We start from the raw sequence: 21,363 nt of genomic DNA, 5'->3' as shown, positions 1-21,363 counted from the left end.
GCGGCGCCGCGATGGGCGCGGGAGCGGCCCCGGCTCCCGGAGCCCCGCCGCGCCCCGGCACGGCGGGAGGCGACCGCCGACGGCCGCCGCCTCCCGCTCGCGGCGCGGCTCAGCGGCTGCCGTCCAGGATGACCCGTGCGACCAGGGCCGGGTCGTCGCTCATCGGGCAGTGGCCGCAGCCGGGGAGCCGGACCAGGCGGGCCTTGGGGATGATCTGCTTGGCCCGCACCCCCTGCCGGCGCACCAGCAGCATGTCCCGGGTGCCCCAGCCGACGGTGACCGGGAGGCCCGGGACGTCGTCCGTGAACTGGACGGCGGTGCCCGCCCGCAGGGTCTCGGCGAACCCGGTGGCCCGCGCGAGCGCGAGTGTCTCGGCGACCACGGCCTCGGGTGAACGGCGCCCGGGGCGCGCGTAGATGGTGCTGGTCAGGGCCGTCCGCCCGGCGGCCGTCCGGGACAGCCGCTCCACCAGCGGGAGCGGCAGCCGCTCCGCGATGCGCCGCATGGCGATCAGCACACCGAAGGCGTAGCGCCGCTCGGCCTGGGTCCAGAACCCGGCGGGGGACAGGGCGGTGACGGACCGTACGAGCTTCTCGCGGCCCAGCTCCAGGGCCAGCAACCCGCCGAGCGAGTTGCCGGCCACGTGCGGCCGGTCCAGCTCCAGCGCCTCGAAGAGGGCGGCGAGCACGGTGTTGGTCGTGGGCAGGTCGTAGGCGAGCCCGGCCGGCAGGCCGGGGGAGGCGCCGAAGCCGGGCAGGTCCACGGCGATCACGTCCCGCTCGGTCGCGAGGATGTCCACCACCGGGTCCCAGGCCTGCCGGTGATGCCCTATGCCGTGGATCAGGACCAGCGGCTCGCCCCGGCCCACGCGCGCGTAGGAGACGGACACGGCCTGTCGGCCCTGCGCGGCCGGGACTTCGACGGAGACGGTGGCGGACATGGAGGGCTCCTCGTCTGTGACATCGGCTGACGCCGTAGACAGCTTGTCAGCAATTGCTACTGGCGGGTAGTCCCCGGGGGTCGCGTGTCACGCCCGACCATTCTGGGCGGGACTCCCGCGGGACCGGGGGATTCGGCCTGGACGCGCGGGAACGTGTCGGGCCCCTCTGACCCCGCTCACCCCACGGCCCCCGTGGTGCTGCGGGAGCTTTGCCGTCATGTCACGAAAACGCCCCCGTGCGAACGCCTTGTGAACGCTGCGTGGCACCGCTTTCTATGTGCTGCCCGTGGGTTCGAGGATTGGTCTTGACCAAGGGTGTGCGCCGCCTTATGGTCGCAGATAAGTACAACAACCTTTAATAAACAAGGGCGCTTAAACGCCGCCGGATCACGGCGATTGCGGAGGACAGGGTGGGGACCACGCAGCTGGAATCGGTACCGGAACCGAAGTACTGGCATCTCAGGACCGTGCTCAGTGAGGCACTCGACTCGGAGTTCTCGGTCGGCGAGATCCTGCCCAACGAGCGCGATCTCGCCGCCCGCTTCGGCGTGGCCCGGGCCACCCTCCGCCAGGCACTGGAGCAGCTCGAACTGGAGGGCCGCCTGCAGCGCCGCCGCGGCGTCGGTACGACGGTGGCGCCCCCGCGGGTGGGTGTGGCCGTGGGCACCGACCAGGACGCCTGGCCGGGCGCCCCCGACGATGCCTGGCAGCCGGTCGACTGCGCCCTCGCGGTGCCGCCGGCCGCCGTCGCGACGGCCCTGGAGACCGGCGTGGAGGAACCGGTGCACGTCGTGCGCCGCTCCCGCGTCGTCCACGGCCGGCCCGCCGCCGCCGAACTGCTCTACGTCCCGGCGTCCTCGGTCCCGGACCTGACGGCGATCGACGCGCCGTCCGGCGCGGCACGCGCGCGTGCGGTGCTGCGCGAGCTGCAGCGCCTGGAGCTGGAGGGCCAGGACCGCGCCGTGGAACTGGGCTCGGCCCGCGCCGACGACGCCAAGGAGCTGGACCGCCTCCCGGGCGCCCCGGTCCTCGTCGTCACCACCCGTTTCCTCACCGCCGGCCGCACCGCCGCGCTCTCCGTCGCCACGTACCGCGCGGACACCTGCCGGCTGACCTTCGGCGACTCCGGCAGCGTGGAGATCCACCACGGACCCGAGCGGCAGGCCTCGTAGCCACCCGGCCCCACAGGACGCGCCCCGGAACCCTCCGGGGCGCGTCGCGCCGTCATCACGGACGCACGGCTGATCAGCGGCGTGCGGTGACCGTCCCGTCCACCGCGAACAGCTGCTCCTCCACATGGTCGAGGGCGAGCCGGAGCGCGCCCGTCGCCACCGCCGCCTCGCCGAGGAGGGACAGGGCGACCCGCGGCGGGCGCAGACAGTAGCGCGCGAGTTCGCGGCGCAGCGGCTCCAGGACGCCGTCGAGCCCCGCCGCCCAGCCGCCTATCACCACCAGCTCCGGATCGAGGGCCAGCACCAGCGCGGCCACGTCGTGGACCAGCCGCTGGATGAACCGGTCGACCGCGGCCCGCGCCCGGGTGTCGCCCTTGCGGGCCAGTGCGAACACCTCCGCGACCGCCTGCTCGTCCAGCGGGTGCAGCGGCTCGTCGGTGGTGGACAGCAGCGTCTCCGGGGTCACCTCCCGGCCCAGCAGATGCAGCGCCCCGATCTCCCCGGCCGCCCCGCCGTAGCCCCGGTGCAGCCGTCCGCCGATCAGCGAACCGGCGCCCGGACTGAGCCCGGCCATCACCATCACCATGTCGTCGGACTCGGTGGCGGCGCCCTTCCAGTGCTCGGCCACGGCCGCCGCGTTGGCGTCGTTCTCCACGAGCACCGGGCACTTGAAGGACCGGCTCAGCCGCTCGCCGAGCCGCAGCCCCGTCCACTCGGGCAGCGCGGTGCCCAGCCGCACCCGGCCGTCCGCCTCGACGATGCCCGGCGTGCCGACCCCGACGGCCCGCAGCGAACTGCGCGCCACCCCGGCCCGGCGCAGCAGCTCGGCGACCGCGGTGCGCAGCCGCTCCAGCCGTTCGTCCGCGTCTGCCGTCTCGTCCACGTCCTTGGCCTGGGCGCCCAGCACCCGGCCGTCCAGATCGGACAGCAGCGCGGCGACGCGGTGCGGACCGATCTCCAGCCCCAGCAGATGCCCGGCCTCGGCCCGGAACCGGAACCGCCGCGCGGGCCGCCCCTGCCGCCGGGTGGCGCCCTCCTCGGCGGCCTTCTCGACGACCAGACCAGCCTCGATCAGCCCTTCGACGACCCCCTCGACGGTCGGCCGGGACAGTCCGGTCACCCGGGTGATCTCGGTCAGGGTCGCGCAGTCCGTGGCACGCAACGCGTGCAGCACCACAGCGGAGTTGATCCTCCGCAGCAGCGACGGATCACCGCCGGTCAGCCCCGCCAACGTCCGTCCTCCCAGCTAGCCCTGCGTGTTGGCCGGATCGTACTTCGGTAACGACGACCCCGGCGAGTGTCCGGAGCCCCCGACCTGCCGGGAATCCGCGACCGGCGAGGTACCTGCGTGCGCGTCGTCGAACGCCGTCACCAGGATCCCCGGTGGTTCCGCGCCCGCGCGCAGGACCGCGCGGGTGGCCTCGATCCCACGGGGAGAACACCGACCGGCATCCGGTCAGCCTAGATCAACGCACCGGCAACTCGGCGTGCACCTGCCAGCCACCTCGGTCAGGTCCGGTTCCGCGCGCTCGCGCATCCCGCTGTGCTGCCCCGGGCGCCGCCGCGGTGAGCGGATCGCGCACCTTCAGACCGAGCACGCGTCGGCCACGGTCACCCCGGGTGCCGGAGCACGTGGGTGAGTGCCTCCTGGCGGATGCGGCAGCCCTGCCGGGAGACCGGAGCGGCCACCGTCTCCGGTCGGCCGGGTCGGCGGGTCGGCCGAGTCGTCTGGACAGCGCCCGGGACGGCCGCCGCGCTGGTCACCGGAGCCCGCGGCGTGCGCCGGCGCGACGCCCGACGGCGCCACTGGGGCCGGTCGTTCGGATCGTGCCGCAGGAGCGGGGCCGGCCCGCGCTCCTCCAGAGGGGTGTCCCACCGCGTCGTCCACCGCGGCGCCGCCCGCGGGTCAACGCCTCCGCCGCCGTGCAGCCGCACGCACCGGACCCCGCTCACCGGCGCCGACCAGCCCCGCCCTGCGACCTGACCAGAACGACAGGGCGCTAACCCTGCGCCGCCTCCCGCAGGCGCCCGAACTCCTGCGCCATCGTCGCCGCCGTCCAGTGCGCGTTCAGTCCGCTGGGGTTCGGCAGCACCCACACCCGGGTGTCCCCGATCGGCCGGTCCTGCGGCCCCACCCGGGCCGTGCGGTCGCCGAACGCGGCCCGGTAGGCCGTGACGCCCACCACCGCCAGCCATCTCGGCCGCGTCCGGGCCACCTTCGCCGTCAGCAGCCGGCCGCCCTCGGTGTACTCCGCGGCCGTCAGCTCGTCGGCACGCGCGGTCGCCCGCGCCACCACGTTCGTGATGCCGAGCCCGTACGACAGCAACTCGCCCTGCTCCGCGGGCTTGAGCAGCCTCGGGGTGAAGCCGGACAGGTGCAGCACCGGCCAGAAGCGGTTGCCCGGACGGGCGAAGTGATGGCCCGTGGCCGCCGTCATCAGGCCGGGGTTGATGCCGCAGAAGAGCACCCGCAGGCCGTCCGCGATCACGTCCGGGACGAGACGGTCGCGGGCGGCCTCCAGTTCCGCCGCCGTGAAGCGGCTCAGAGGATCGCCCCGGGAGCGTAGGCGGCGGCCTCGGGGTGCTGCTTGAGGATCTCCTCGATCCGCCCGGCGACGAGCGCGACCTGGTCGGCGGCGGCTCCCGTGAAGGACAGCTTGTCGGCCATCAGGGCCGCCAGCTGCTCACGGTCGAGCGGCAGCCGCTCGTCGGCGGCCAGCTTGTCGAGCAGGTCGTTGCGCTCGGCACCCTGCTCACGCATCGCCAGCGCGGTGGCGACGGCGTTCTCCTTGATCGCCTCGTGCGCGACCTCACGGCCGACGCCCGCCCGCACCGCACCCATGAGCACCTTGGTGGTGGCGAGGAAGGGGAGGTACCGGTCCAGTTCACGGGCGACCACGGCCGGAAAGGCGCCGAACTCGTCGAGGACCGTCAGGAACGTCTCCAGCAGGCCGTCGAGCGCGAAGAACGCGTCGGGCAGCGCCACGCGGCGCACCACCGAGCAGGAGACGTCGCCCTCGTTCCACTGGTCGCCCGCCAGCTCGCCGGTCATGGAGGCGTAGCCGCGCAGGATCACCATCAGGCCGTTGACGCGCTCGCAGGACCGCGTGTTCATCTTGTGCGGCATCGCCGAGGAGCCGACCTGGCCCGGCTTGAAGCCCTCGGTGACCAGCTCGTGCCCGGCCATCAGCCGGATCGTCTTGGCGAGCGACGACGGCGCGGCCGCGAGCTGCACCAGCGCGGTCACGACGTCGTAGTCCAGCGAGCGCGGGTAGACCTGGCCGACCGACGTGAACGCCTGCGAGAAGCCCAGGTGAACGGCGATCCGGTTCTCCAGCTCGGCAAGCTTCGCCGTGTCGCCGCCCAGCAGGTCCAGCATGTCCTGGGCGGTGCCGACCGGTCCCTTGATGCCGCGCAGCGGGTAGCGGGCAAGGAGTTCCTCGACCCGGCCGTACGCCACCAGCAGCTCGTCGGCGGCGGTCGCGAAACGCTTGCCGAGGGTGGTGGCCTGCGCGGCCACGTTGTGCGAGCGGCCGGCCATGACCAGCTCCGCGTACTCGCCGGACAGCTTGCCCAGCCGCGCCAGGACGGCCACCGCGCGGTCGCGCACCAGCTCCAGCGAGAGCCGGACCTGGAGCTGCTCGACGTTCTCCGTAAGGTCGCGGGAGGTCATGCCCTTGTGGACGTGCTCGTGCCCGGCGAGGTCGTTGAACTCCTCGATCCGCGCCTTCACGTCGTGCCGGGTGACCTTCTCGCGGTCGGCGATGGAGGCCAGGTCGACGGTGTCCAGGACCCGCTCGTAGTCGGCGATCGCCGCGTCCGGCACCTCGATCCCGAGGTCCTTCTGCGCCCGCAGCACGGCGAGCCAGAGCTGCCGCTCCAGCTTCACCTTCTGCTCGGGCGACCAGAGCGTGGCGAGCTCGGCGGAGGCGTAACGTCCGGCGAGGACGTTCGGGATGCGGGGCTTGGCGGGAGCGGCAGAAGTCACGTGTACGGATTCTACTGGCGATACGTGCAGGCCAGCGCCGCAGGTCCGCTCGTGCGAAGCTACGAGAGCCAGGTCACGGCTGGGGCAGGTCGGCCAGTTCGGCCAGGACGTGCGCGTGGCACAGCTCGGGCGCGCACCAGCACGCCAGGGTCCTGCCCCGCAGTTCGGTCACCAGTTCCAGCAGCTCGGGGCGTTCCAGCAGGTACGCCCGGTACATCGACATCACCTCGGCCCGGGTGCCGTCCCGCTTCTTTCCCGGGGTGTCGTGGACGAACGGGTTGCGGAGCGGGTGGCCGGGGAGGTCCCAGCCGCCCATGGTCCAGCGGCGGCCGACGTAGACGACGTCCCCGGGAGCGTGCTCCAGGCGGGGACCGAACTCGTGGATCCGGCCCCTGACATTGATCACCCTCGTGGACACGGGATCCAGGCTATGCCCTCGCCGCGCCTCGGTCGGCCGCGCCGTCGGTACGGATCAGGTGGCGCGCGCCGTGGCGCCGTTGATCAGGCCCCACCCGTAGTCACCGCCGATGAAGCCGCCCCCGATCTCGTTGATCTCGGTCCTGCCGTCGTCGGCGACGCCGATGAGGAGCACGTCGGTGCCGCACCGCTGCGCGGCGACCTCGCGGATGCCGCCGCCGTTGCCGAGGGCGTGCCACCCGCCGGTGTTGTAGCCGCCCCACGACACCTCGGTGTTCTGGTACGCCGCGTCACCGAAGACACCGAAGAACGCGAACTCCTGATAAGAGGTGGAGGCTACGGAGATGTCCGTGAGCACCCCCTGATTCGTGAACATCTGGGCCCAGGGCGACCAGCCGGACCCGGGGCCGGTGGCGTTGACGGCGGTCTGCCGGCGGTGGAACGGGGTGCCGTTGAAGTTGAAGCCGTCGACCTCGATCGTCCCGTCCGCGTGCGTTCCCGCGACGATCTTGTTCAGGAGGCCGTCCATCTGCTGCCAGCCGTTCCAGTTGTCGACCGAGGGCTGCAGCTGGGAGCGGGTGAAGATCGAGCCGGCGGAGTTGGTGCCGAATATCTGAAGGGTTCCGTTCTGGTTGCGTGCCACGGAGATCGAATTGAGGATGCCGTCGATGCTCCGCCACGCCGACCACCCGCTCGATCCGGGACTCGTCTGGGTGCGCGAGTGGATCAGCCCGTTCCGGTCAAGGGCGAACAGCTCGATCCGCCCGTCGGCGTTGGTCGCCGCCGTCACGGACGTCAGCGGTGCGGGGGTGTCGTAGTCGGCGGTCCAGTCCGGAGCCGGCTGCCCCGGGACGATGTGGGTGGTGTGCAGCCCGCCTTGCGCGTCGACGGCGAACGCCTGGACCCCCTTCGCGGCGTCCGTCTCGTCCTGGGAGGCCATGGCGACCGCGGAGCCGGGGACGGGGGCGACCGTGGGAAGCCCGTTGCCGGGACGCACCGAGTCGTCGGTCCGGCGGTGGGTGTAGTAGACCTTGCCGGTGTTCACCGAGGTCGCGTCGCACAGTCCGTCGCCGTTGACATCGCGGAACCGGAGGTCGGCGATGCGCTCGTTCGACTGGTTGAGGTAGACCCAGTGCTGGTCCCCGGCGCTGGTGGCGTACCACCAGGTCAGACCGGTGGTCATGAAGGGGTCGGCGACGCCGTCGCCGTCGAAGTCGCACGTGCGCTGATTGTCCCGGTTCGCTCCCAGGATGTTCCCGCCGTTGTCGTGCAGGCCGGTCTCGGTCTGGTCCAGCGCGCCGTTGGTGAACGTGGTCGACCACCGGACCGTGTGGGCGAAGACGTTGTTCTCGACGTCGAAGCCGTCCGTGGGCGTGCCGCGCAGCTTGATCTCGGTCGAGTTGGTGGAGGGGAAGGAGTTGTAGGCGATGTCGGCGTACTCGCCGGCCGGACCGCACTGGTAGTTGGAGCAGTCACCGCGGCCGTGCATGTCGATGAGGTGCTCGTAGTGGTCCCAGCCAAGGAGCGAGAAGCCGAGCCCGGGTGACTCCATGAGATTGCGGTACACCAGGTACCCGGTGCCCGGCCGGCCGTCACCGGTGACCGAGTGGCGGTTGGCCTGGAACTCGTTCTTCTCGATCAGCGCGTAGGCGCCGTTGTTCAGGGCCACCCCGTAACCTGCGCCGTGATGGCTGCCGAACGCGTCCTCGATGCCGTCCATGGTGGGGTGCTGGTTGTCGTGGATGTAGTTGTCGTGCACCCACACCGTGTCGGCGTTGGCCCGGTTGATCCGGTTGCCCGGATCCTGCACGTCGATCGCCGCGCCGCGCCAGCGGGCGAACTCGTCGTGGTCGATCTCCACGTTCTGGCTGGACCAGATGTCGATCCCGTTCGCGTCGGTGGTGCCCACCGACGCGGCGGGGTCCATCGGCTCCCCGCCGTCGAACCTGATCCCGCTGATCCGCACGTTGTCCGCCGTTCCGCCGCCGCTGTCGCCGATCGTCAGCAGCGTCCGCGGGAACGTCGTCGTGAAGATCCGCGGCCCCTTCGCGACGACCGTGCGATCGCCGATGACCCGGACCCCGGGTGCCACCGGTACGGCCGACAGGCCGCTCAGGTCCAGATTCACGGTCCCCGCGATCGTCACCGTCGCGTTGGGGGTGCCGACGGCCTGGACGAACTGGTTCTGCTGGTCGTCGGAAGTGATGCTGAAGTCCGGCGAGTCGGCCGCGCGGCCGGCGGCTCCCGCGGGCACGGTGGCCGACGCGGTGCCCGCGGACACGGCCAGTGAGGTCACCAGTGCCCCGACCGCCGCGAACAGTCGGCACGTTCTCGAAATGTTCATCCCTGTCCCGGTTCTCGTCCCGTGTGCTGACTCGGTGGAGCCGACCGGTCCGGGACCGCGCGCCCTCTCAGGGGCGCGGCCTGCGCAGCCCGGCGTGACCACCCGAGGGTGGGGCGTTCCGTGTCGTTCCACGCCGTTCCACGCGGCCGGCAGGCCCTCGCGGTCCGCGGCGGACGCCGTACGTGCCGAATGCCGAACACCGCGGCCACGCCGGTGCCAGACCTGAATCGAGCCTCCCGTGCCTGGAAGAGGCTCCTGGAACATGCGGGCAGGCCGGTCGCAACGACGGCCGGTCGCGCCGGGGCGACGAGGACGCGGCGCCCCCGCCGGAGGTCACGGTACCGACGGAGCACCGTGCCGGGAGAGCGTGCCGGGAGAGAGGGTCAGGGGGAGCCCGCGGAGCCGCGACCGCGGGGGTGCCCCGCCCCGAACGCCCGGGCCGCCCCGCGCGGGGCAGCCGGGCAGGGCAGGGCCTGTACGGGGCTCCGGCTCAGGAGTCCACTCGTCGCCAGTCCGTCACCGGGCCGGGGTTCGTGTGGTCCGCGGGGGTGACCCAGAAGGCTCTGCCCAGCTCAGCGCTGAACTGGGCCCCTGTCCGGCCGTCGCCGGAGGAGCGGCCGGTCAGGCGGCGGCCTATCCACGGCAGCAGGTGCTGTCTGGTGAAGCGGGCGTCCGCCACCCGCCGCGCGGCCCAGCCGGGCGGCGCCGTGACCGGCATGGGCGTGTGCCATTCGGTGTCCTCGGCCTCGTACCCGAGGGTCTGCCAGACCGCCTCCGCGACCCGGCGGTGTCCCTCGGCGGTCAGGTGCAGCCGGTCCACGTCCCACATGCGCGGGTCGGAGAGCGAGGGGGCGCCGTACAGGTCGACCACGACTGCGCCGTGCCGCCCGGCCAGCTCGTCGACGCAGGCGAACAGCTCCTCCATGCGCGGCCGGAACCGGTCGAGGACCGGGCCCTGGCGGCCGGGGCTGCGCATCAGCACCAGCTGCTCGCAGGCCGGCGCCAGCCGCTCCACCGCCTCGGTGAGCAGGTCCCGGACCAAGGCCATGTCGCACTTGGGGCGCAGGGTGTCGTTCAAGCCGCCGACGAGGGTGATCACGTCGGGCCGCATCGCGGCCGCCACGTCCACCTGCTCCTCGACGATCTGGCGGATCAGTTTGCCTCGCACCGCGAGGTTGGCGTAGCGGAAGCCGGGGGTGCGGCCGGCCATCCGGGTGGCGAGGACATCGGCCCAGCCCCGGTACGAGCCGTCGGGCTGCAGGTCCGACATGCCCTCGGTGAAGGAGTCGCCGACCGCGACCAGGCTGGAGTGGGTGGGCGGCGCGGGGCGCAAAGGGTTCTTCTGCATGGCGACAGAGATGGTATCCCGAGGCGCATACCCGTCAGTCGGTTCCTCCCCGGAGGCGGCTACGCGTGCTGCCCGAACAGCTCCCGCAGCACGTCCTCCATCGTCACGAGCCCGGCCAGCCGGCCGTCGTCGCCGAGCACGCCCGCCAGGTGGGTGCGGCTGCCCCGCATCGCGGTGAGCACGTCGTCCAGCGGGGTGTCCTCCCGAACCCGGGCGATGGGCCGCATCTCCCGCAGCCGGAACGCCTCGTCCCGGGGCGAGGCGTCCAGGGCGTCCTTGACGTGCAGATAGCCGACGATCCGCCGCCCCTCGTCGACCACCGGGAACCGGGAGAAACCCGACCCCGCCGACAGCCGCTCCAGCTCGTCCGGGGTGACGCCCACGCGCGCGTAGACGACACGTTCCAGCGGTACGACCACGTCGCGCACCGGCCGCCGACCCAGCTCCAGGGCGTCGTGCAGCCGCTCCTGCGCCCGGTCGTCGATCAGGCCCGCCTCGCTGGCGTCCTTGACGATCTCGGCCAGCTCGGTGTCCGTGAAGGTCGCGGCGACCTCGTCCCTGGTCTCCACCCGCAACAGCTTGAGCAGGCCGTTCGCGAAGGCGTTCACCGTGAAGATCACCGGGCGCAGGGCGCGGGAGAGCGTCACCAGCGGCGGCCCGAGCAGCAGCGCGCTGCGCACGGGCTCGGCGAGCGCCACGTTCTTCGGCACCATCTCGCCGAGCAGCATGTGCAGATAGGTGGCCAGGGTCAGCGCGATCACGAAGGACACGACATGGCCCGCGCTCGTGGGCACGCCGACCGCGTGGAACACCGGCTCCAGCAGATGGGCGATGGCCGGCTCGGCGACCACGCCCAGCACCAGCGTGCACAGGGTGATGCCGAGCTGGGCGGCGGCCAGGAGCGCCGACACGTGCTCCAGGCCCCACAGCACGCTCCTGGCCCGCCGGTCGCCCGCCTCGGCGTGCGGCTCGATCTGGGAGCGGCGTACGGAGATCAGCGCGAACTCGGCGCCCACGAAGAAGGCGTTGACGACCAGCGTGGCGAGGCCGATGAGCAGCTGTACGGCGGTCACCGGTGCCCCTCCTGACTCTGGTCCTGCGCGTCGGCGTGCGGCGCGTGCAGCAGCACCCGGGCCGCCCGCCGCCCCGAGGCGTCCACCACGTCCAGGCGCCACCCGGCGACCTCGACGCCGTCCCCGGTCTCGGGTATCCGCCCCAGCTCGGCCGCGACCAGCCCGGCCAGCGTCTCGTACGGCCCGTCGGGCGGCCTCAGGCCGACGCGTGCGAGCTGGTCCATACGGGCCGCGCCGTCCGCGGAGTAGAGCGCGCGGCCCCGCTCGTCGGCGCCCGCGGGAGCGAGGTCGGGCGTCTCGTGCGGGTCGTGTTCGTCGCGCACCTCGCCGACGACCTCCTCGACGATGTCCTCCAGGGTGGCGACGCCGGCCGTACCGCCGTACTCGTCGATGACGACGGCCATGGTGCGCCGGCCGCCGAGGCGGTCCAGGAGGCGGTCGACGGTGAGGGACTCGGGGACCAGCAGGGGCTCGCGCATCACCTGGGCCACCCGGACCCGGCCCCGCTCCGCCACCGGCAGGGCCAGGATGTCCTTGATGTGGGCGGTGCCGACGACCGTGTCCAGGCTCTCCCGGTAGACCGGGAAGCGGGACAGCCCGGTCGCCCGGGTCGCGTTCGCGACGTCCTCGCAGGTGGCGTGGACCTCCAGGGCGACGACCTGCACGCGTGGGGTCATCACGTTCTCCGCGGTGAGATCGGCGAGGTTCAGGGTGCGCACGAACAGCTCGGCGGTGTCCGCCTCCAGCGAGCCCTTCTTGGCGGAGTGCCGGGCCAGCGCGGCCAGCTCCTGGGGGCCGCGCGCGGAGGCCAGCTCCTCGGCGGGCTCCAGGCCGAACCGTCGTACCAACCGGTTCGCGGTGTTGTTCAGGTGCGTGATGAAGGGCCGGAAGGCCGCGCTGAACCAGCGCTGGGCGTTGCCCACCCGTTTGGCGACGGCGAGCGGAGAGGAGATCGCCCAGTTCTTGGGCACCAGCTCGCCGACGACCATCAGGAAGACCGTGGACAGCGCGGTGCCGATCACCAGGGCGAGCGAACTCGCCGCGGAGCGTGCGATGCCGACCGCCTCCAGCGGACCGGCCAGCAGCTTGGCGATCGACGGTTCGGCGAGCATGCCGACCACCAGATTGGTGACCGTGATGCCGAGCTGCGCTCCCGAGAGCTGGAAGGTCAGCTGCCGTACGGCCCTGAGGGCGCCCGCCGCCCCGCGCTCGCCGCGCACGACGGCGCGCTCCAGTTCGCCGCGACCCACGGTGGTCAGCGAGAACTCGGCGGCGACGAAGGCGCCGCAGGCGAGCGAGAGCAGGATCGCCACCAGCAGGAGGAGCACTTCGGTCATCGGGTCACCTCCGTCCCATGGTCGGACAGGGCGGTCGGGACCGCGCGGTGTTGGCGGGACGGGGGACCGGGAGGCTCGCCCATGGGCGGACGCTCACACACCTTTCATCGGGGAACGGCACGACTCCTCAAGGGTAAAGGATCGGCAAAGCAGGGTGTGTGTAAGTATCACCTACAGCGGTTTGACCCAGCGTCGCCAGTGGTCCTCGCGGTGGTAGCCGGTGGCGGCCCAGGTGTGGTGGGCCGGCGCGTTGGCCTCCAGGACCATGGCGTCCACGCGTCGTCCGCCCAGGGCGGCGAAGCGCTCCTCTGCGGCTCGCAGCAGGGCGGTCGCGACACCCCGCCGACGGTGGTCCGGGTGTACGGCGAGGCGGTAGGCGGAACAGCGCCAGCCGTCGAAACCGGCGATGACGGTTCCGGCGAGGACACCGTCACGGGTGGCGAGGAGCAGGGCCTCGGGGTCCCGCGCGATGAGCCGGGTCACGCCGTCGTGGTCGTCGCTGATGCTCGTTCCCTCCGCGGCCGCACGCCAGAACCCCAGCACGGTGTCGACGTCCGAGAAGGCGGCGCAGCGGATACGAAGATCACTCATGGCACGAGCCAAGCAGGGTGCTCACCCGTCTGGCGAACGAGTTTTCCGCCGTGCGGATCAGGCGGATCAGGCGGACCCGCGGGCCGGGCCGTCCCGCCCGGCCGATCTCGTTCCGCGCCCTACGCCCAGCAGCCGTTGACGGTGGCGGCCAGGCCGTCGAGGGCGTCCTTGGTGGCGGCCGGGTCGGCGGTGGAGCCGTTCTCGATGAAGGAGAAGATCTTCCAGCGGCCGTCCTCGGCCTTCGTCAGTCCGCTCAGCGCGATCGCCCCGGTCAGCGTGCCCGTCTTGGCGCCGACCTTTCCGACGGCGCACTGGGAGTCCGCGGTGTCGAACCGGCCCCACTCCGGGCCCAGCGTCGAGCCCGCCTCACCCGCGACGGGCAGTCCGTCCACGACGTACTTCAGGGTCCGGCTGTCGGCGGCGGAGCCGGCCAGGTCGAGGATGTCGGCGATGGTCTGTGCCGGGATCCGGTTGGCACGGGAGAGCCCACTGCCGTCGTGGATCTCGAAGTCGGCCAGCGACACGCCGTACTGGCCGAGAACCTGCCGTACGACAGCCGTGCCGTCCTCGAAGGTGGCCGGCCGTCCGGCGGCGAGCGCGGTGGTCCGCAGCAGGGTCTCGGCGATGTCGTTGTCGCTCACCTTGAGCATGTGTTCCACGACGGCGGACAGCACGTCGGACCGGTGCTGTGCCACGGTGGCGGTCCCGGTGGCTGCGGTGCCGCGGGCGACGTTCCCGCTGACGGTGACGCCTCGCTCGGCGAGGAGCCTGGCGAAGGTCTGGCCGGCGTCCAGGGACGTGTCCGTGACGTGGCGGCCGTCGACCACCAGCGCCCGTACCGGGGCGACGGAGTCGGGGTAGTAGCCGTCGTTCCAGCCGGCGGCGAGCGTGGGCGCGGGGAAGAGGCTGTCGTCGACCCGCACCTTCACCGAGGTCACGCCCGCGTTCTTCAGGCCCGCGACGACGGTGTCGGCCAGCGCGTCGAGGTCGGCGGAGGTCAGAGTGCGGTCCCCGCCGCCGACCAGGGTGACGGTGCCGTTGCCGTAGACGACCTTGGTGGTGAAACGGTGGTCTGGGCCGAGAACCGTCAGCGCGGCGGTCGAGGTGGCCAGTTTGGTGTTGGACGCGGGCATCAGCGCGGTGGTCGCGTCATGACCCCACACGAGGCCGCCGGAGTCCGCGTCGATCACGACACCGCTCAGCGTGCTGCCCAGGCGGGTGTCCTGGACACGGGTGCTGAGACGGTCCGCGATCGACTGCTCGGCGGGGTCGAGGGGGGCGGGCGCCGCGAAGGCGGACGTGCCGAACAGGATCGTCCCGGCGACGGGAGCGGTCACCGCGATGACGGCGGCACGGCGGAGCGCCGGACCGAGCGTTCTGCCCCTGTGGAGGCGGACGCCCGCGCGGCCGGCGGAGGAGTTCGACATGGAGGACTCGGTCCAGGTGTGTGAGTGGGGGACGTGCCGGAGATCCAGTGAATCTTGAAAGGGAAAGCAACAGCCGCAACGGAGATTACCCATGGGCACGTTGTGCAGTGGGGAAGCCTGGCCGGATGGCGACGCCGGACCGTCAGCGGTCGCCCGCGAGCCCGGCCAGCACCGGCGCGAAGGCCTCCATGTACGGCTCCAGGACGGTCAGATAGGAGAACCCGTACCGCTCGCGCAGCCCCCGCACCCGCCCGGTGACCTCCTCCAGTGTGCCGACGAGGACCGTGGGCAGGGCGAGGGCCCGGGCCAGGCTCAGTTCGGGCCGCCGCTCCAGGAGCGGGCCGAGCGCGGACCGGGGGTCGTCGGTGACCGCGACGATCTGGATGAGCAGGTTCCGTTCGGCTGGTTCACCGCGTCCCGACGCCAACTCCGCGTAGCGGGAGACCCGTTCGTCGAGGTCCCGTGCCGTGACCGGCTCCAGACGGCCCTCCGTGCTGCCCGGCGTCAGACGGGCCCCGGCGAAGGCCGCGATGTCCGCGTGCTCGGCGGCCAGCCGCAGCATCCGGTCGCCGTTGCCGCCGATCAGCAGCGGCACCCGGGGACCGTCCGCCTTGAGCAGCTCCTCGACCGTGCTCCGCAGCTGGTCCACCCGCTCGCGCGGCGAGCCGAACGGCAGCCCGGCCCTCTCGTGCTCCGCCTGCACGTAGCCGGTGCCGAGCCCGACTTCGAGACGGCCGCCGGTCAGCGCGGCGGTCGTCGCGACCTCGCGGGCGAGCAGCACGGGGTTCCAGAAGCCCGCGTTGAGGACGAAGGTGCCGAGACCGAGCCGTTCGGTCGCCCCGGCCGCCGCGACCAGCGCCGGGAAGGGCGCGGGCATGCCCAGATGGTCGGGGACGAGGAGCACGTCGTAGCCGAGCTCCTCGGCGCGCCGGCACTTCGTACGCCACTCGGCGGCCGACGCGGGCGTGAGCAGGCTGACCCCGAAGCGGAACGGGCGCGGCACGAACTCTCCTCAACGGTCGATGACTTGAGTCACTCGTGCGCGATGGCCGCCAGCACGTTCATGCGCGAGGCACGCAGCGCCGGCAACAGCGCCGCCACGATGCCCACGACCGCCGAGCCGACCACCACGGCGACGATCGTGCCCCACGGGACCGCCAGCGCCTTCATGCCCTGGAGCGCCAGCACCTGCTGGGTGCACACGCCCCACACCAGGCCGAGCGCGAGCCCCAGCACCGCGCCGAACACCGCGATGACCACCGACTCCAGCCGGATCATCCGGCGCAGCTGCCGCCGGCCCAGCCCGATCGCGCGCAGCAGGCCGATCTCCCGGGTGCGCTCCACGACCGACAGGGCGAGGGTGTTGACCACGCCGAGCACGGCGATCACGATCGCGAGGCCCAGCAGCGCGTAGACGAGGTACAGCAGCACCGAGATCTGGTCGTGCACCAGCTTCTTGTAGTCGGCCTGGTCGCGGACCTGGACCTGCGGGAACGGCGCGAGGGTCTTCTCCAGGTTCGCGCGGAGCCGGTCCACGCTCGTACCGGAGGCGTGGTTGACGTACAACGACGAGTCCTGCCCGCCGGGGAGGTACTTCTCCACGGTGGCGATGCCGAAGAACAGCCCGCCCTGGGTGCCGAAGGCGCTGCCGCTGTCCTGGTCGGTGAGGGCGCCCACCGTCATCTCGGCGCGCTTGCCGCCCTGGAACTCGACCGGGAGAACGCTGCCGAGGCGCACCTTGTGGTCCGCGGCGAAGGCGGCGTCCATGCCGATGCTGCCGTCGGCCAGTGCGGCGGCGGTGTCGCCGCCCTTGTAGGCGACATGCGCGACCTCGTCGACCCGCGGGTCGTACCCGGCGGCGGTCGTGGTGACCCGCTTGCCGTCCGGCAGCCGCACCGCCACCGGCGCGAAGCGCTGCCGTACCACCAGTCCGACGCCCTCGGTGCCGCGCACCTTGTCGGTGACTTCCTCGGTGAACGGCAGGAAGTTGCCGTTCTGGACGATGAAGTCGGCGCCCAGCGTCCTGTCGATCTGCTGGTCGAAGGACTTGGACATGGAGGCGCTGGCCACGGACATCCCGCCGACCAGGGCCAGTCCCACCATGAGCGCGGCGGCGGTGGCGCCGGTACGGCGCGGGTTGCGCAGGGCGTTGCGCTGGCTCATCCGGCCGACCGAGCCGAAGAGGGCGGGGAAGGCCGCGCCCAGGACGCGGATCACCGGGCGTACCAGGAGCGGGCCCGAGACGACCGTGGCGAGCAGGGTCAGCACCACCCCGAGGCCGAGCAGCGAGGCGGCCGGGGCGGTCTTCGTGGCCGTCGCGCAGCCGACGAGGGCCGCCGCCCCGAGCGCCCCGACGACCGCGCCCACGAGCGCCCGCGTCCGCAACGGCTTGCCCACCCCGGCGATCTCGGCGTCCGCGAGCGCCGCCATCGGCGACACGGTGGCCGCGCGCCGGGCGGGCAGATAGGCGGCGACGAAGGTGACACCGACGCCCACGACGTACGCGGCGACGGGGGTGCCCCAGCCGATGACCATCTCGGTGGTCCTGAGGTTCATCCCGAACGCGCCCATCAGCTTGATCAGCCCGAGCGCCAGGCCGATACCGGCGGCCAGTCCCAGTGTCGAACCGACCAGCCCGAGCAGCACCGCCTCGGTGAGCACGGACCGCCGTACCTGACGGCGGTCGGCGCCCAGCGCGCGCAGCAGGCCCAGCTCGCGGGTGCGCTGGGCGATCAGCATGGAGAAGGTGTTCACGATCAGGAAGACGCCCACGAGGGTGGCGATACCGGCGAAGCCGAGCATCACGTACTTGATGACGTCGAGGAAGCCGCCCAGGTCAGCGGCGGAGGACTTCGCCTGTTCGTCGGCGGTCTTCAGGTCGTAGGTGCCGGTACCGATCGCCTCGCCGATCCGGTGCTTCAGCACGGCGTCGGTGACGCCCGGCGCCGCGTCCACCGAGATGCTGGTGGCCCGGTCGGCGGTGCCGAGCAGTTCCTTCGCGGCCACCGACGGGTCGAGGAAGACCAGGGCCGCGCCGGGGTTGGTGGTGGTGAAGGTGGCGATGCCGACGATCTCGACCTCGAAGGTGCCGGGCTGGGCCTGCACGGTGAGGGTGTCGCCGATGCGCACGTGTTTCTTGTCGGCGGTGTCCGCGTCGAGCAGTGCCTGGCCCGCGCCCCGCGGCGCGTGCCCCGAGGTGAGTTTCACGGGGCTGCGGTGGGTGAGGTACCAGTCGGTGGCGATCGTCGGGGCGCCGGTGGTCGGGCCGACCGACTCGTTGTGGCTGTCGACCACCACGACGTTCTGCACGGACACGTCCGCATGGCTGTCCGCGACCCCGTCGACCTCGGCGACCCGCTCCCTCAGCGCGGCCGGCACGGTCTGTACGGCACCGGTCGGCACCGACGACCTGAGGTCCTCCCTGGGCTCCACCGTCACGTCGGCGGAGGTGGAGGCGAACAGCCGGTCGAAGGTGCGGGTGACGGTGTCGGAGAAGATCAGGCTGCCCGCGACGAACGCCACGGACAGGACGATGGCCAGCGCGGACAGCAGCAGCCGTCCCTTGTGGGCCAGAAAACTCCGCAGGGTTGCCTTGAGCACGGGGTCAGCCCTCCTCGGGCCCCGCGGACCCGCTCTCCACGTCGGAACCGGGGGGCCCGGCGGCTCCGGCGGGCTCGGCGGGGCCGCCGGCTCCGGGGAAGAGGCGCATCCGTTCCAGTACGGCGTCGGCCGTCGGCCCTTCCATCCGGTCCACCAGCCGCCCGTCCGCGAGGAAGAGCACCAGGTCGGAGTGGGCGGCGGCACCGGGGTCATGGGTCACCATGACCACCGTCTGCCCCAACTGGTCGACCGCGTCCCGCAGGAAGCCCAGCACCTCCAGACCGGCCCGCGAGTCCAGGTTGCCGGTGGGCTCGTCGGCGAATATCAGCTCCGGCCGGGAGGCCAGCGCCCGCGCGCAGGCCACCCGCTGCTGCTGTCCGCCGGACAGCTGCGCCGGCCGGTGCTTCAGCCGGTCCCGCAGCCCGAGCGTGTCGATGACCTGGTCCAGCCACTTCCCGTCGGGCTTCTTGCCCGCGATGTCCATGGGCAGGGTGATGTTCTCGGCCGCGTTCAGTGTCGGGATCAGGTTGAACGACTGGAACATGAACCCGATCCGGTCCCGGCGCAGGCGCGTCAGCTCGCGCTCCCGCAGCCCCGTTATCTCGGTGGTGCCGAGCCAGACCTGACCGGCCGACACGGTGTCAAGTCCGGCCAGACAGTGCATCAACGTGGACTTGCCCGAACCCGACGGGCCCATGACGGCGGTGAAGCGGCCGCGATCGATGTCCACGTCCACCGAGTCGAGTGCCAGCACGGCCGTCTCACCCGCGCCGTACGCCTTGGTCAGCCCCCGTGCCCGGGCTGCTGTCCCCTCGGCGGCGGGTGCCTTCGCAGCAGGTGTGGCCAAGACTGCCTCCTCGCTCGCGCGGGTTCGTCGGCGCCGAGCGTAGTGTGAGCCGTCGCACAGGTGGTATCCCTTTTCGATTCCGATGCGCGCTTGCCGCTGCTAGCACAACCGCGCTAGCGTCGTACGTATGGCGAAGACCCAGCTGAACGTGCGCGTGGACGAGGGCACCGCCAGAGCGGCCCGCGAACGCGCCCTCGCGCGCGGCATGAGCGTCAACCGCTACATAGAGGAACTGGTCATGCAGGACACGGGTGAAGCGGGCCGTACGTTCGTCGAGGCCGCCGCCGACTTCATGAAGCAGTACGAGTCCGTCTTCGCGGAGGAATTCGGCGAAGCGCAGGGTCCCGACACGTCTGACAAGAGCGAAGGCCGTCACTGATCCCTTGAGCGACCTGACCATCGACCTCGCCTGGCTCCTCATGCTCGCCGAACAGAAGACCCCGGGTGACCCGCAGGTCACCGACTGGGGCGCGCTGATCGCGGCCGTCGCCAGGCATCAGGCCGAGATATTCGACGTCCCCGTCTACGACACCCCGCAGGCCCGTGCCGCCGCCCTGCTGCAACTCCTCATCCACGTCCCGGCCCTCGAGCGTTCGAACGCCCTCTTCGCGTCCTCGGTCGCCTACGCCTACCTGGTGGCCAGCGGCCTGAAGGTCGTCACCTCGCCGGAACAGGTCCGTGATCTGGCCCGTTTGGTGAAGGCCGGCGAGGCGAGCGTGTCCGACATCGCGGAGGAACTGCGCCGCTGGAGTCTGTGAACCGGGTTCCGCTCAGGACTGAGGGGGCTTGCGAGCGACGCCCAGCACGCAGGAGGAGGACGGCAACCGCAGGCCGTTCTCCGGCACCGACATCCGCCGGTACGGGCCCAGTTCGAACCCGGCCGCGCGCAGCTCCGCGACCGGCTCCCGGGACAGATGGCAGCCGCCGCTCAGCAGCGGCCACACCGTCCGGTCCAGCGCCCGCTGGGTGAACAGCATCGCCGGACCACCGCCCCGGCCGTGCTCGAAGAACCGGAGCTCACCGCCCGGCCGCAGCACCCGCCGGACCTCCGCGAGCGCCCGCCGCACGTCCCGCACACTGCACAGCACCAGGGAGAGCACCGCCGCGTCGTACGCCTCGCTCTTCACCGGCAGCGCCTCCGCCGCGCCCGGCACCACGTCCACCGGGACCTCCGCACGGACCGCGGCCTCAGCCGCCAACTGCCGCAGCGTGCGCTCCGGTTCGATCGCGACGACCTCCGCGACGGAGGCCGGATAGCGGTCGAAGTTCAGGCCGTTGCCCGCACCGATCTCGATCACGCGCCCGGACAGCCCGGACAGCAGCCGCTCCCTGATGGCGGCCATCCCGAGCCTGGTCTCGGCGCTCACGCTGACGCGGGCGTAGCAGCGGGCGAACAACGGGTGGTGGACGGGGTCCCGCACCGGATTCCCGGTGGCGGTGGACATCAGCCGCATGACGATACCTCCCGACGGGAGCAGTTCTACGGTGATTGTCCCCCGCGAGGGCCCGTCGCACCCCCCCGCCGCCGGGTCAGGCGATGAAGTCCCGCACCTGCTGGTAGACGCCGTGGTCGTCGTTCATGTCGGTGTGCGAGACGCAGCCGACCCCGACGGTGGTCGCCCCGCTCAGCAGCGCCGAGGAGTCCGGGTCGATCGCCGAGTCGCAGTTCGACCAGTACGCCGCGTAGGAGACGCTGCCGGGCGTCTCGTCACCGGAGTTGAGGGAGGTGAGGAAGGAACTGCCGGTCGTCATCTCCTTGCAGGAGGTGTACAGCCACCCGCACAGCGAGGCGACGCTCGTCCCGTGGTTCACCCCGGCGACCGACACGAAGTCGTCCACAAACGAGGTCCCGCCGAGGTTCTTGAGGTAGTAGCGGCTGTTCAGCGCGCCCATGGAGTGGACCACCAGGTCCACCTTCGAGGCGCCGGTCCGCGACAGCACGGTCTGGATGTAGCTCGACAGCTGCGAAGCGGTGGTGACGTTCGACTTCGTCCAGTCGTAGGACCACGCGTACAGCTGGGAGGACGCGTAGCCGTCCGCCTCGAAGTCCGCGATCCAGTCGTCCCAGCTGCTGGAGTCGCTGCTGAGGCCGTGTACGAAGACGACCGGGTCGTGGCTCGCCGCCTGCGCGGGAGTGGTGGCCAGGGGGAGTGACAGAAGGAGCGAACCGGCTGTCGCCGTCAGAGCGGTTGCGATGCGACGCGTGGCGCGTTGCATGATGCCTCCTGAAACGGGTGGGGTTGTTCAGGAGTGTCGGGACGGGTCTACGCGCGCCGCAT

19 protein-coding genes are annotated in these 21,363 nt (G+C 72.1%); 3 read left to right on the top strand and 16 right to left on the bottom strand.

Features of this window, described 5'->3' with window-relative positions; genetic code table 11:
* Positions 1-109: 109 nt before the first annotated feature.
* On the bottom strand, positions 110-940 hold the full coding sequence (locus tag ACZ4O3_RS25795; RefSeq protein ID WP_384997675.1) for an alpha/beta fold hydrolase: 831 nt from the start codon (positions 938-940) through the stop codon (positions 110-112).
* 410 nt (positions 941-1,350) lie between these two features.
* On the opposite strand from ACZ4O3_RS25795, the gene ACZ4O3_RS25790 reads away from it, so the two are divergent.
* Positions 1,351-2,112 carry a GntR family transcriptional regulator gene (locus ACZ4O3_RS25790; RefSeq protein WP_384997673.1) on the top strand — a complete coding sequence of 254 codons (762 nt, stop codon included), beginning with the start codon at positions 1,351-1,353 and terminating at the stop codon, positions 2,110-2,112.
* 73 nt (positions 2,113-2,185) lie between these two features.
* On the opposite strand, the gene ACZ4O3_RS25785 is transcribed toward ACZ4O3_RS25790, so the two are convergent.
* The 13 genes from ACZ4O3_RS25785 to ACZ4O3_RS25725 all read right to left on the bottom strand — a co-directional run bounded on the left by ACZ4O3_RS25785 (position 2,186) and on the right by ACZ4O3_RS25725 (position 19,084).
* Positions 2,186-3,343: an ROK family transcriptional regulator gene (locus ACZ4O3_RS25785; protein WP_384997671.1), complete on the bottom strand. Its 1,158-nt coding sequence runs from the start codon at positions 3,341-3,343 to the stop codon at positions 2,186-2,188.
* A 769-nt stretch (positions 3,344-4,112) separates the two neighbouring features.
* Complete coding sequence (gene mug / locus ACZ4O3_RS25780) at positions 4,113-4,658, bottom strand: G/U mismatch-specific DNA glycosylase (RefSeq protein WP_467724546.1); 546 nt, start codon at positions 4,656-4,658, stop codon at positions 4,113-4,115.
* A complete protein-coding gene (gene purB / locus ACZ4O3_RS25775) occupies positions 4,655-6,100 on the bottom strand; it encodes an adenylosuccinate lyase (RefSeq protein WP_467724452.1) in 1,446 nt (481 codons plus the stop codon). Before purB ends, mug begins: the two co-directional genes overlap by 4 nt.
* A gap of 73 nt (positions 6,101-6,173) precedes the next feature.
* Positions 6,174-6,518: a DUF4326 domain-containing protein gene (locus tag ACZ4O3_RS25770; RefSeq protein WP_362715275.1), complete on the bottom strand. Its 345-nt coding sequence runs from the start codon at positions 6,516-6,518 to the stop codon at positions 6,174-6,176.
* 54 nt (positions 6,519-6,572) lie between these two features.
* Entirely contained in the window at positions 6,573-8,861 is a 2,289-nt protein-coding gene (locus ACZ4O3_RS25765; RefSeq protein ID WP_467724451.1) for a DUF8189 domain-containing protein, read from the bottom strand.
* Between the two features lie 490 nt (positions 8,862-9,351).
* Positions 9,352-10,209, bottom strand: a complete 858-nt coding sequence (locus ACZ4O3_RS25760; protein ID WP_362731490.1) for an SGNH/GDSL hydrolase family protein — start codon at positions 10,207-10,209, stop codon at positions 9,352-9,354.
* 59 nt (positions 10,210-10,268) lie between these two features.
* The gene (locus ACZ4O3_RS25755; RefSeq protein ID WP_362731492.1) at positions 10,269-11,282 is read right to left on the bottom strand and encodes a hemolysin family protein; all 1,014 of its coding nucleotides are present in this window, start codon (positions 11,280-11,282) and stop codon (positions 10,269-10,271) included.
* Entirely contained in the window at positions 11,279-12,619 is a 1,341-nt protein-coding gene (locus ACZ4O3_RS25750; protein WP_467724450.1) for a hemolysin family protein, read from the bottom strand. Before ACZ4O3_RS25750 ends, ACZ4O3_RS25755 begins: the two co-directional genes overlap by 4 nt.
* Before the next feature lie 171 nt (positions 12,620-12,790).
* Complete coding sequence (locus ACZ4O3_RS25745) at positions 12,791-13,210, bottom strand: GNAT family N-acetyltransferase (RefSeq protein ID WP_362726081.1); 420 nt, start codon at positions 13,208-13,210, stop codon at positions 12,791-12,793.
* A 119-nt stretch (positions 13,211-13,329) separates the two neighbouring features.
* On the bottom strand, positions 13,330-14,637 hold the full coding sequence (gene dacB / locus ACZ4O3_RS25740; RefSeq protein WP_467724448.1) for a D-alanyl-D-alanine carboxypeptidase/D-alanyl-D-alanine endopeptidase: 1,308 nt from the start codon (positions 14,635-14,637) through the stop codon (positions 13,330-13,332).
* 142 nt (positions 14,638-14,779) lie between these two features.
* Positions 14,780-15,640, bottom strand: coding sequence for a TIGR03621 family F420-dependent LLM class oxidoreductase (locus tag ACZ4O3_RS25735; RefSeq protein WP_467724446.1), 861 nt, complete (start codon positions 15,638-15,640; stop codon positions 14,780-14,782).
* Positions 15,641-15,669: 29 nt separating this feature from the next.
* A complete protein-coding gene (locus ACZ4O3_RS25730) occupies positions 15,670-18,237 on the bottom strand; it encodes an ABC transporter permease (protein WP_467724444.1) in 2,568 nt (855 codons plus the stop codon).
* A gap of 4 nt (positions 18,238-18,241) precedes the next feature.
* A complete protein-coding gene (locus ACZ4O3_RS25725; protein WP_467724442.1) occupies positions 18,242-19,084 on the bottom strand; it encodes an ABC transporter ATP-binding protein in 843 nt (280 codons plus the stop codon).
* Positions 19,085-19,211: 127 nt separating this feature from the next.
* Between ACZ4O3_RS25725 and ACZ4O3_RS25720 the strand changes: the two genes are divergently transcribed.
* Both ACZ4O3_RS25720 and ACZ4O3_RS25715 read left to right on the top strand, forming a co-directional pair.
* Positions 19,212-19,463, top strand: a complete 252-nt coding sequence (locus ACZ4O3_RS25720; RefSeq protein WP_362729170.1) for a toxin-antitoxin system HicB family antitoxin — start codon at positions 19,212-19,214, stop codon at positions 19,461-19,463.
* A 4-nt stretch (positions 19,464-19,467) separates the two neighbouring features.
* Entirely contained in the window at positions 19,468-19,842 is a 375-nt protein-coding gene (locus ACZ4O3_RS25715) for a fic family toxin-antitoxin system, toxin component (RefSeq protein WP_362729168.1), read from the top strand.
* A 12-nt stretch (positions 19,843-19,854) separates the two neighbouring features.
* Here ACZ4O3_RS25715 and ACZ4O3_RS25710 read toward each other — a convergent pair whose 3' ends face one another.
* A complete protein-coding gene (locus ACZ4O3_RS25710; RefSeq protein ID WP_362729166.1) occupies positions 19,855-20,538 on the bottom strand; it encodes a class I SAM-dependent methyltransferase in 684 nt (227 codons plus the stop codon).
* Between the two features lie 76 nt (positions 20,539-20,614).
* Positions 20,615-21,301: an esterase/lipase family protein gene (locus ACZ4O3_RS25705; protein WP_467724439.1), complete on the bottom strand. Its 687-nt coding sequence runs from the start codon at positions 21,299-21,301 to the stop codon at positions 20,615-20,617.
* Positions 21,302-21,363: the final 62 nt, after the last annotated feature.

The organism is Streptomyces sp. NPDC026515 (assembly GCF_055567595.1).
This window is presented reverse-complemented; position numbering and strand designations above follow the sequence as displayed.

Bases quoted from the DNA above. Each gene is read 5' to 3' on its own strand.
- ACZ4O3_RS25795 (WP_384997675.1), bottom strand. From the start codon at position 940: ATGTCCGCCACCGTCTCCGTCGAAGTCCCGGCCGCGCAGGGCCGACAG.
- ACZ4O3_RS25765 (WP_467724451.1), bottom strand. From the start codon at position 8,861: ATGAACATTTCGAGAACGTGCCGACTGTTCGCGGCGGTCGGGGCACTG.
- ACZ4O3_RS25760 (WP_362731490.1), bottom strand. From the start codon at position 10,209: ATGCAGAAGAACCCTTTGCGCCCCGCGCCGCCCACCCACTCCAGCCTG.
- ACZ4O3_RS25750 (WP_467724450.1), bottom strand. From the start codon at position 12,619: ATGACCGAAGTGCTCCTCCTGCTGGTGGCGATCCTGCTCTCGCTCGCC.
- ACZ4O3_RS25745 (WP_362726081.1), bottom strand. From the start codon at position 13,210: ATGAGTGATCTTCGTATCCGCTGCGCCGCCTTCTCGGACGTCGACACC.
- dacB (WP_467724448.1), bottom strand. From the start codon at position 14,637: ATGTCGAACTCCTCCGCCGGCCGCGCGGGCGTCCGCCTCCACAGGGGC.
- ACZ4O3_RS25720 (WP_362729170.1), top strand. From the start codon at position 19,212: ATGGCGAAGACCCAGCTGAACGTGCGCGTGGACGAGGGCACCGCCAGA.
- ACZ4O3_RS25710 (WP_362729166.1), bottom strand. From the start codon at position 20,538: ATGCGGCTGATGTCCACCGCCACCGGGAATCCGGTGCGGGACCCCGTC.
- ACZ4O3_RS25705 (WP_467724439.1), bottom strand. From the start codon at position 21,301: ATGCAACGCGCCACGCGTCGCATCGCAACCGCTCTGACGGCGACAGCC.